Annotated in this window: 10 protein-coding genes; 3 read left to right on the forward strand and 7 right to left on the reverse strand. The window is 70.6% G+C overall.

The window, feature by feature from the left end:
• Positions 1–157: 157 nt before the first annotated feature.
• From ACWEVN_RS43085 to efeU, 6 genes are all read right to left on the reverse strand, one after another.
• The gene (locus ACWEVN_RS43085) at positions 158–592 is read right to left on the reverse strand and encodes a PPOX class F420-dependent oxidoreductase (protein WP_310973838.1); all 435 of its coding nucleotides are present in this window, start codon (positions 590–592) and stop codon (positions 158–160) included.
• A gap of 17 nt (positions 593–609) precedes the next feature.
• A complete protein-coding gene (locus ACWEVN_RS43090; RefSeq protein WP_452055130.1) occupies positions 610–1,752 on the reverse strand; it encodes a GDSL-type esterase/lipase family protein in 1,143 nt (380 codons plus the stop codon).
• Complete coding sequence (locus tag ACWEVN_RS43095) at positions 1,749–2,318, reverse strand: TetR/AcrR family transcriptional regulator (RefSeq protein ID WP_452055131.1); 570 nt, start codon at positions 2,316–2,318, stop codon at positions 1,749–1,751. The genes ACWEVN_RS43090 and ACWEVN_RS43095 overlap by 4 nt, the downstream gene beginning before the upstream one ends.
• 62 nt (positions 2,319–2,380) lie before the next feature.
• Positions 2,381–3,640, reverse strand: coding sequence for an iron uptake transporter deferrochelatase/peroxidase subunit (efeB, locus tag ACWEVN_RS43100; RefSeq protein ID WP_452055132.1), 1,260 nt, complete (start codon positions 3,638–3,640; stop codon positions 2,381–2,383).
• Positions 3,637–4,773, reverse strand: a complete 1,137-nt coding sequence (gene efeO / locus ACWEVN_RS43105; RefSeq protein ID WP_452055133.1) for an iron uptake system protein EfeO — start codon at positions 4,771–4,773, stop codon at positions 3,637–3,639. The genes efeB and efeO overlap by 4 nt, the downstream gene beginning before the upstream one ends.
• A complete protein-coding gene (gene efeU / locus ACWEVN_RS43110) occupies positions 4,770–5,615 on the reverse strand; it encodes an iron uptake transporter permease EfeU (RefSeq protein WP_449688097.1) in 846 nt (281 codons plus the stop codon). Before efeU ends, efeO begins: the two co-directional genes overlap by 4 nt.
• 429 nt (positions 5,616–6,044) lie before the next feature.
• On the opposite strand from efeU, the gene ACWEVN_RS43115 reads away from it, so the two are divergent.
• Positions 6,045–6,791 (forward strand): murein transglycosylase, encoded by a 747-nt coding sequence (locus ACWEVN_RS43115; protein ID WP_452055134.1) that lies wholly within the window; start codon positions 6,045–6,047, stop codon positions 6,789–6,791.
• A 215-nt stretch (positions 6,792–7,006) separates the two neighbouring features.
• On the opposite strand, the gene ACWEVN_RS43120 is transcribed toward ACWEVN_RS43115, so the two are convergent.
• Entirely contained in the window at positions 7,007–7,411 is a 405-nt protein-coding gene (locus tag ACWEVN_RS43120; RefSeq protein ID WP_449688096.1) for a tetratricopeptide repeat protein, read from the reverse strand.
• A gap of 72 nt (positions 7,412–7,483) precedes the next feature.
• Between ACWEVN_RS43120 and ACWEVN_RS43125 the strand changes: the two genes are divergently transcribed.
• Together ACWEVN_RS43125 and eno are read left to right on the forward strand one after the other, a co-directional pair.
• The gene (locus ACWEVN_RS43125) at positions 7,484–7,945 is read left to right on the forward strand and encodes a VOC family protein (protein ID WP_449688095.1); all 462 of its coding nucleotides are present in this window, start codon (positions 7,484–7,486) and stop codon (positions 7,943–7,945) included.
• Between the two features lie 64 nt (positions 7,946–8,009).
• Positions 8,010–9,296, forward strand: coding sequence for a phosphopyruvate hydratase (gene eno, locus ACWEVN_RS43130; protein ID WP_191307267.1), 1,287 nt, complete (start codon positions 8,010–8,012; stop codon positions 9,294–9,296).
• Positions 9,297–9,383: the final 87 nt, after the last annotated feature.

The raw sequence follows: 9,383 nt of genomic DNA on the forward strand, positions 1-9,383 counted from the left end.
CGGGCCTGCCCAGATGGTCGTCGATCTTGACGTAGAGTGCGGTGAGAAGGGTGTTCAGGTCGGTCGTCACAAACTGATCTTGAACACCCTTCGCCCGTCTCCAGACACCACCCGGCCTTAGGACTTACTCGTCTAGTGGCGGCCACCTCGGGAAGGTTCAGACGTTGCGGACGTTCATCTCGAGTTCGTACGGCTCCCGGTCCCAGTTCTCGACGCCGAACGCGAGGATGCGCTCCGGGTGGATGCGGATCACCGCGTCGTCGAAGTGGACGTCCGAGAGGTGTTCGTACTGCCCCTGCGGGACTCCGACACCCACCAGAGCCTCCGCGCGGCCCCGGATCTCCAGGCACCGGACCCGCCACGGGTTCGTCGAAGGGACGTCGTCGACCACGAGGGCGACGCGGTCGTCGGTCGCGATGTTGCGGAACTTCTGGGTCCCGCGCAGGCGGTGCCCGGTGATGTCGATGGCTTTTTCGTCGGGGTTGTACCGGAATCCGACCGGGTTCACCTGCAGCGTCCCGTTCGGTTGCCGGGTCGCCAGCCGGCCCAGCAGCTGGTCGGTCAGATAGGCGAGCTCTGCTTCGGTAAACATGACCGAAGTGTCCAACTTCAAGCTCCCTTGAAGTCAAGGGCCAGTGCGGCGAACCGCGCCCCGATCCGGCGGTGGGCCGCCGGGCACGGGTGGAGGTCGTCTGGCAGCGGAAGGTCCGCGAAGTCGGCTTCGCCGTACAGCGCAAGGCCGTCGAGGTAGCTCAGGTGCGGATCCGAGGCCTGCCGCTGGGTCACGATCCGGGCCAGCTCGTCCCGGATGACCTCCAGGGTCAGCTTGCCCGCCGCGCGCTCGGCGGGGTCGCCGGTCGCGCGGAACCGGACCACGCCGGCGGCCAGCGCCTCGTGGTCGAAGTCGCCCGGTCCCGGTGTCCGCTCGTGGATCGGGCAGTACAGCGGCGAAACGACCACGAGCGGGGTGTCCGGGTGGCCGTCGCGGATCGTGTCGAGGAAGCCGTGCACCGCGGGCCCGAACGCGCGCAGGCGCATCAGGTCCGCGTTGACCACGTTGATGCCGAGCTTGACGCTGATCAGGTCGGCGGGCGTGTCCCGCAGCGCCCGGGCGGTGAACGGGTCGAGCAGCGCGTTGCCGCTGAAGCCGAGGTTCACCAGCTCGACGCCGGCCGCGGTGGCGGCGAGCGCGGGCCACGTCGTCGCGGGGCTCGCCGCGTTGGAGCCGTGGCTGATCGAGCTGCCGTGGTGCAGCCACACCCGGCCTTCGGGAGCGGCCTCGGCCGGCGCGTCGGCCCGCAGGGCGATCAGCTCGGTGAGTTCGTTGTGCGGCAACCAGATCTCGACGTCCTTGGGCTGCCCGCCCAGCCCGGCGAACCGGACGACGCCAGGCGGCCCCGCGGTGAGCGAGGACGTACCGGCCGCCATGTCGACGGTGAGGGTGTTGCCGCCGCCCACGCTCGCCTGGGCGGTCAGCTCGCCGTCGACGAGCAGGTCGTAAACGCCGTCCGGCCGCGGTGGGGCGCCGGGGTGGACCTGCTTGGTGCGCAGCGTTTCCAGCTCGACGACGTCCGCGCGGGTCCGGAACCGCAGCCGCACGCCGGCGGGCTGCGCCTCAGCCATGGCGAGCCGCGGGTCGGTGTTCTGCGCCCGCGCGTGGGCCGGGAGCCGGTGGGGCACCAGGCCGCGCCCGGTGCGTTCGAGTTCGAGTGCGCCGCGGACGAGGTCCGCGGTCAGGGGGATGTCGATCACGAAGCCGGCCAATCCTGCAGAAGGGCATCGAGGGCGGCGAGGATGCGGACCCAGCTTTCCGGCGCGGCGGGGGGACTGTGGTCGAACCCGCCTTGGGCTTCGAGGCTGACGAACCCGTGGAAAACGCTGCCCAGCAACCGCACGGCGTGGGTTTCGTCCGGGCCCGTCAGGGCGTAGCCGCGCAGGATCGCGCGCATCATCTCGGCGTGCCGCGGCCCGGCACTCGCGGCAGCGGTCTCCGGGTCGAGCCGCACCTGCGCGGCGGCGTACCGCCCGGGGTGCTCGCGGGCGTAGTCCCGGTAGACGTCGGCGAAGGCGACCAGCGCATCCCGCCCGGCCCGCCCCGCGAGCGCGGCGGCGGCCCGATCGGCGAGCTCGTCGAGCGCCAGCAGCGCAACCTTCGTCCGCAGGTCGTGGGCGTTCTTGACGTGCGAATACAGGCTGGCGACCTGAACGCCGAGCCGCCGCGCCAGCTCCGACGGCGTCAGCCGATCGAAGCCGGCCTCGTCGGCGAGTTCTGCCGCCGCGTGCACCACGCGTTCGGTGGTCAGCCCTGCTCGTACCATCATCATTCTCCCGGTTGCCTAAAGCCAGAGTAGATCAACCTAAAGGCTTTAGGCAACCGGGGTCAGGAGAAGAGTGCGTCCGCCCAGCTCGAGTCGCGGGTTACGCCCGGCGGGACCGCGAAGTGCGCCGACCCCGTGTGCTGGACGTACTCCATCATCGCGTCCTTCGACGACAGCGCCTGCTGCATCGGCACGTACTGCTTGCGGGTGTCGCGGTTGAACGCCAAGAAGAACAGCCCCGCTTCCAGGTGTCCCACGCCGTCCGAGCCGTCGACGAAGTTGTAACCGCGCCGCAGGATGCGGATGCCGTTCAACGCCTGGTGGGAGGCCAGCCGGACGTGGGCGTCCTCCGGGATCAGCTTCTCGCCGCCCGCGCCGCCGACGTCCAGGTCGAGCTCGTCGAACTCCGCGGTCTGGCCCAGTGGGGCGCCGGTGCCCTTCGTGCGGCCGATGATCTTCTCCTGGCCGTCGAGGGTTTCGCGGTCCCACGTCTCGATGTGCATCCGGATCCGGCGCGCCACCAGGTACGAGCCGCCCGCCATCCAGGCCGGGCCGTCGGCCGCGGTGGCCCACACCTGGTCGGCCAGCACGTCGGGCTCCTCGGCCTTGATGTTGTTCGTGCCGTCCTTGAAGCCGAACAGGTTCCGCGGCGTCTGCTGTTCGCGCGAAGTCGACGAGCTGCGGCCGAAGCCCAGCTGCGACCAGCGGACCTCGGTGACGCCGAAGCCGAGCCGGACCAGGTTGCGGACCGCGTGCACCGCCACCTGCGGGTCGTCCGCGCAGGCTTGGATGCACAAGTCGCCGCCGCTGCGGGCCGGGTCGAGCTTGTCCTTCGGGAACAGCGGCAGGTCTATCAGCTGCGGCGGGCGCTTGCCGGCCAGGCCGAACCGGCCGTCGAACAGCGACGGCCCGAAGCCGATGGTCAGCGTCAGGTTCGACGCCGGCAGGTCGAGCGCCTCGCCGGTGTCGCCGGGCGGGGCGTACGCGCCGCTGCCGACCGCGCCGTTCGCGACGACCTCCTGGCCCGCGGTCATCCGGCGGGCCGCTTCGGTCCACGTCTTGAGCAGGGCCCGCAGCTTTTCGCGGTCCTTCGTCGTGACGTCGAGGGCCGCGAAGTGCAGGTTGGCCTGCGCCGGCGTGACGATCCCGGCCTGGTGCTCGCCGTGGAAGTCGACGGTGTTCGTCGACGCCTCGGCGTTGCCGCTCGTCGCCTTGTCGATCCCGACGCCGGCGGCGGCCCCGGCTCCGGCGAGCGCGACACCCGCGCCCGCCAGGCCGAAGAGCTTCCGCCGCGAGACGCGCGTGCCCTCTGCCGACGTCACTTCGACACGACCTCCGCAACCTTGCTCAGCGGTTCGCTCAGCGCGTCGACGGCCGAGGCGAACTCCTTGACCTGGTCCTGGGACAGCTCGGTGTACAGCTTGAAGCCGTCACCGGCCCGCTGCTTGTCCAGCAGGCCCTGCACGTTCGCGAACTCCTTGTCCAGGGTGGACACCAGCGCCGGGTCCTTGGCCTGCAGGATCGGCCGCAGCGAGGTGATCGCGCCCTTGGAACCGTCCACATTGGCCTGGAAGTCCCAGAGGTCGGTGTGCGAGAAGGCCTCTTCCTCGCCGGTGATCTTGCCGGTCGCGACCTCGTCGAGCAGGCCCTTGGCCCCGTTCGCGAGGTCCAGAGCGGACAGTTCGAGGGTCTTGGTCTTGGCGACCAGGTCCTTGACGTCGGTGACCAGCTTGTCGGCGATCTGGCCGCTGTCGGGCTGCAGGCCCGTCTTGAACAGGTCCTTCTCCAGCCGGTGGAAGCCGGTGAACTGCTGGTTGGGCTCGAGGTCGGCCTCACGGACGTCGATGGCGGGGTCGAGGTCGCCGAACTTCTCGGCGACCGGCTCGATCCGCTCGTAGTAGACGCGGGTGCGCGCGTACGCGGCCTTCGCCTCGTCGAGCTTGCCGGCCTTCACGAGGTCGGCGAACTTGACCGTCTCGTCCTGCAGCGCGCCGGTGTTGTTCGCGACGTAATCGGCGTAGCTCTTGGTGGCCTGCGCCTTCTGCGCATTGGTGTCGTTCTGCTTCGCGACGCCGCCGGTGACGGTGAAGTCGCCGCGGATGCCGTTGCCGGCCATGCCCGGCTTGCACGCGGTCTGGTACTTGCCGGCGTCGGCGACCTCGACGATCAGCCGCCGGTTGAGCCCGGGCGCGATGTTCTCGACCTCGCCCATGATCCGGTCGCCCTCGGCGTAGAGGTAGAACTCGGTGACCTTGGTGCCCTTGTTGGTGATCTCGAAGGTCACGTTGCCCGCGCCGGCCGTGGTCGCGGAGACCTCGCACGCGGTGTCGGACGCCGAAACCTTGATCGGGCCGCCGTCCGCCGCGGGCTGGCTCTTGCTGTCGCACGCGGCGAGCGCCACCAGGGTGGTGGCGCCGGCCAGCAGGGCCAGGGGGGTGGTCTTGCGCACGGTCACTCCTTCGAGGCGGCCGCGGCGGCGGGCGCCGGCGCGGTCTTCTTGCTGGGCTTGAGGAAGAGGGGCAGCACGATGGCGACGTAGGCAACCCAGGCGACGGCCTGCAGCACGGTCGTCTGCTGCGAGTAGTTGAAGATGCCCTTCAGCAGCGCGCCGTACCAGGACGTCTCGGGCAGCGTCGCCGAAGCGTCGAAGGCCAGCGTGCCGATGCCCGGGAGGAACGCGGCCTCCTGCAGGTCGTGCAGGCCGTAGCCGAGCACACCCGCGGCGACGAACACCAGCAGCACGCCGGTGATCGTGAAGAACTTGCCCAGGTCGAACCGCACCGCGCCCCGGTAGAGCAGCCAGGCGAGGACGACCGCGGCCGCGATGCCGACGGCGAAGCCGATCAGCGGCTGCACGGTGTCCGACTGCGCGGTCTGGACGGCGGAGTAGAAGAACACCGCCGTCTCCAGGCCTTCGCGCCCGACCGCGAGGAACGACAGCAGCAGCACGGCCGCGGGGCCGACGTCCAGCGCGTTGTCCATCTTCCCGCGCAGTTCGGCGGCGATGCTCTTGGACGCCTTGCGCATCCAGAAGATCATCGCGGTGACGAACACGACGGCGACGATCGACAGGCTCCCGCCGAGCAGCTCCTGGTGCTCGAAGGACAGCTGGGCGGTCGTGTAGGTGAGGATCGCACCGACGGCGACCGACAGCAGCACCGCGGCGCCGACGCCCGGCCACACCCAGCGCAGCGCGTGCCGCCGCTCGGTCTTGACCAGGAAGGCCACCAGGATGCTGACGACCAGCGCGGCTTCCAGGCCTTCGCGCAGCCCGATCAGCGCGCTCGAGAACAACACGGTCCGCCTCCCTGATTCTGCTTCCGTGATGGTTTTAGGTAAGGCTCACCTGTAAGTCCAGCGTGCGTCCGCCGCTCCGAAACCATGCAATCGGGCAAACAGGACATCGACTCGAAGTTAGGTTAGGGTAACCGCAGGTCAGAGGCTTGCGCGTCGACTCGATAACGAATTCTGTGATTTCGCAGGCAGTGGGCTCGGGTTAACCGTCGGCTTGCCTGGTCAGCCGCTTGGGGGACCGCTTTTCGGGGGATCCGGGTGGCGGAGCCCCCGGCCCGGGGCGAAGCACCGGAGCAACACAGCCCCTCTTGAGTGGCTCCGTAACCTGTTCGGGTGGCCGATACCGCTCAGCCGACCGTCACGCCTCCGTCGTCGCCCTCGGGCGGCCCGCCCAGGCGGTACGTCGGCCGGATCGCCCTCGCGCTCGGGCTGGTGGTCACCGGCGTGATCCTGCTCGTCACCATCGGTGTCCGGAATCCCGACGCGCCCGACGCGGTCCCGCCGGTCCAGCCGGCGCTTGCCATTCCGGAACAGCGTCCGCAGCCCGGTGCCGAAGCGCCGCGGGCCGGGCTCGCCGCGCCGGTCGACCGGCCGCAGGTGTCCGACCGCGTCGAGCTGGACGCGTGGGCGGCCCGGGTCGCGGACAAGACGCACGTCCCGGCGCGCGTGCTCTCGGCGTACGGCCGGGCGGAGATGTGGATGCAGCGGCAGAAGCCGACGTGCCACCTCTCGTGGGCGACGCTCGCGGGCATCGGCCGGGTCGAGACCGAGCGCGGGGAGTTCGACCTCGCGGCGATCGGCGCGGACGGCCGGGTGGCGAAGCCGGTGGTCGGTCCGCCGCTGGACGGCTCGCCGGGCGTCCCGGCGGTGCACGATTCCGACGGCGGCAAGCTCGACGGCGACAAGGCGTGGGACCACCTGATCGGCCCGATGCAGTTCCTGCCGTCGACGTGGAAGAAGCACCAGGAGCGCGCGAACGGCGACGGCGGTGCGCCGGACCCGCAGAACATCGACGACGCGGCCTTCACGGCGGCGCGGTTCCTGTGCTCCGGGGGCGACGACCTCGGCACCCCGGCCGGCTGGTGGCGGGCGATCCTGTTCTACAACCAGGCCGTTCCCTACGGCCAGGACGTCTTCAGCGCGGCGGACGCCTACGCGGAGGCGAGCGTCGCGCCCTGAGTCACAGCTCGCGGTCGGCGACGAACGGCGTGACGGCCATCAGCACCAGCAGCAGCAGCCCGGCGTACGCGCCCAGCGTGACGAAGATCGACATCGTGGTTCCTCCCGGTTCGGTCTGGAACCAGCTTCGCCGGACGAGGGGGTGCGGGACATCGGTCGAGGGGCCCGGCTTGCTCGGCCGAACGGCCGAGGACTCCCGGGCCGTTCGGCCCTGGTCAGGTCTCGCGCAGCGCGATGTGGGCCTTGACCTCGCTGATCGCTTCGAGGTACTCGGGCACCGGGTGCATCGCCGAGGCGATCTTCATCTGCGCCAGCGCCTCGACGAACCGGCCGAGCCGCTGCAGCGTCCGGCCCAGGATGAACCGGGCGTAGTGGTCGGTCGGGTCCAGTTCCAGCACCCGGGTGAACGCCTCTTCGGCGCGCCGCAGCTGGGCGGAGTGGAAGTACGCGCGCCCGGCCAGCAGGTGCACCGACGGTTTGTCCGTTTCGGATTCCAGCAGGGGCTGCAGGGCCTTCAGCGCGTCGAGCGGACGACGGCGGCCGACCAGGTCTTCGGCCTGGCGGAAGGCATGGAACCGCGACTCTTCGGGAGGCTGCGAAGCAGCTGCGGCGTCCGTCATGGTCACTCCCACGTTACCCCGGAGGAGGGGGTTGCACACGCCTCCGAACGGGACGTGATGGACTGTGCCGCCATGAGCAGCCCGTACCGGGGCCTGGCGCCCTACCTGTACTACGCCGACGCCACCGAGGCGCTCGCCTGGCTGACCAGGGTCTTCGGGTTCACCGAAGAGGTCCGGTTCTGCGACGGCGCCGGCGAGGTGTTCCAGGCGACGCTGCGCGCGGGCGAAGCGCGGATCCAGCTCGCCGGGGTCGGCCCGGACTACTGGCAGGCCAAGGGGGTCGACGGGCCGGTCGGCCAGCTCAACATCGTCTACGTCGACGACGTGGACGAAACGTACGCCCGGGTCGAGGCCGCCCTCGGGGACGAGTGCGAGCTGGAGCCGCCGCAGGACCAGCCGTACGGCGCCCGGGTGTTCACCGTCGCCGATCTCGGGGGCAACAGCTGGACGTTCTGGCAGCAGACGTCCGAGGTCGTCGAGCTGCCGCCCGGCTGGCAGGAGGTGCGCGCGGGCGGTGAGTCCTCCAACGGGTGAACTGCGGCGACGGCTAGGCTGGCGGCGTTACCGCAGGCAGAAATGACGCACCGAGGAGCATGGCGTGGCTCTCATCGAGCAGGTAGGCGCGCGCGAGATTCTGGACTCGCGCGGCAACCCGACGGTCGAGGTGGAGGTGGCTCTCGACGACGGCACCCTGGCGCGGGCCGCGGTCCCGTCGGGGGCGTCGACCGGTGAGCACGAGGCGGTCGAGCTGCGTGACGGCGACACCGGCCGCTACAACGGCAAGGGCGTCGAGCGCGCGGTCGCCGCGGTGCTCGACGAGATCGGCCCGGAGATGGTCGGCATCGAGGCCGTCGACCAGCGGATCGTCGACCAGAAGCTGGTCGACCTCGACGGCACGCCGGCGAAGTCCCGCCTCGGCGCGAACGCCATCCTCGGCGTCTCGCTGGCCGTCGCGAAGGCCGCCGCCGAGTCGGCCGAGCTGGAGCTGTTCCGCTACCTGGGCGGGCCGAACGCGCACGTGCTGCCGGTGCCGATGCTGAACATCCTCAACGGTGGTTCGCACGCCGACAGCAACGTCGACGTCCAGGAGTTCATGATCGCGCCGATCGGCGCCGAGACCTTCCGCGAGGCCCTGCGCTGGGGCACCGAGGTCTACCACTCGCTGAAGTCGGTGCTGAAGGGCCGCGGCCTGGCCACCGGCCTCGGCGACGAAGGCGGCTTCGCGCCCAACCTCGGCAACAACCGCGAGGCGCTCGACCTGATCGTCCAGGCCATCGAGAAGGCCGGCTACACCCCGGGCCGCGACGTCGCGCTCGCCCTCGACGTCGCCGCGACGGAGTTCTTCGCCGACGGCGCGTACACCTTCGAAGGCGCGAAGAAGAGCGCCGAGCAGATGTCGGCCTACTACGCCGAGCTGCTGGCGAACTACCCGCTCGTGTCGATCGAGGACCCGCTGAGCGAGGACGACTGGGACGGCTGGGTCACCCTGACCGCCGACGTCGGCGACAAGGTCCAGATCGTCGGCGACGACCTGTTCGTCACCAACCCGGACCGCCTGGAGGAGGGCATCACCCGCCGCGCCGCCAACGCGCTGCTGGTGAAGGTCAACCAGATCGGCACCCTGTCCGAGACGCTCGACGCGATCTCGCTGGCCACGTCGTTCGGCTACAAGTCGATGATGAGCCACCGCTCGGGCGAGACCGAGGACACGTTCATCGCGGACCTGGCGGTCGCCACCGGCGTCGGCCAGATCAAGACCGGGGCCCCGGCCCGCGGCGAGCGGATCGCCAAGTACAACCAGCTGCTGCGCATCGAGGAGACCCTCGGTGACGCCGCCCGGTACGCCGGCGAGCTGGCCTTCCCGCGGTTCACCGCCGAGGCCTGACGCCGATGGCGGACCGGGGGAGGACACGCGGCCGCCGCGGCGGTGGCGGCGGGGCGTCGCGGGTCGGCGGGCCCACGCGGACCCGCC

The sequence above is a fragment of the Amycolatopsis sp. NPDC003861 genome (assembly GCF_053605405.1).

Excerpts from the sequence above, each read along its gene's own strand:
- ACWEVN_RS43085 (WP_310973838.1), bottom strand. The coding sequence starts at position 592 with ATGTTTACCGAAGCAGAGCTCGCCTATCTGACCGACCAGCTGCTGGGC.
- ACWEVN_RS43095 (WP_452055131.1), bottom strand. The coding sequence starts at position 2,318 with ATGGTACGAGCAGGGCTGACCACCGAACGCGTGGTGCACGCGGCGGCA.
- ACWEVN_RS43120 (WP_449688096.1), bottom strand. The coding sequence starts at position 7,411 with ATGACGGACGCCGCAGCTGCTTCGCAGCCTCCCGAAGAGTCGCGGTTC.
- ACWEVN_RS43125 (WP_449688095.1), top strand. The coding sequence starts at position 7,484 with ATGAGCAGCCCGTACCGGGGCCTGGCGCCCTACCTGTACTACGCCGAC.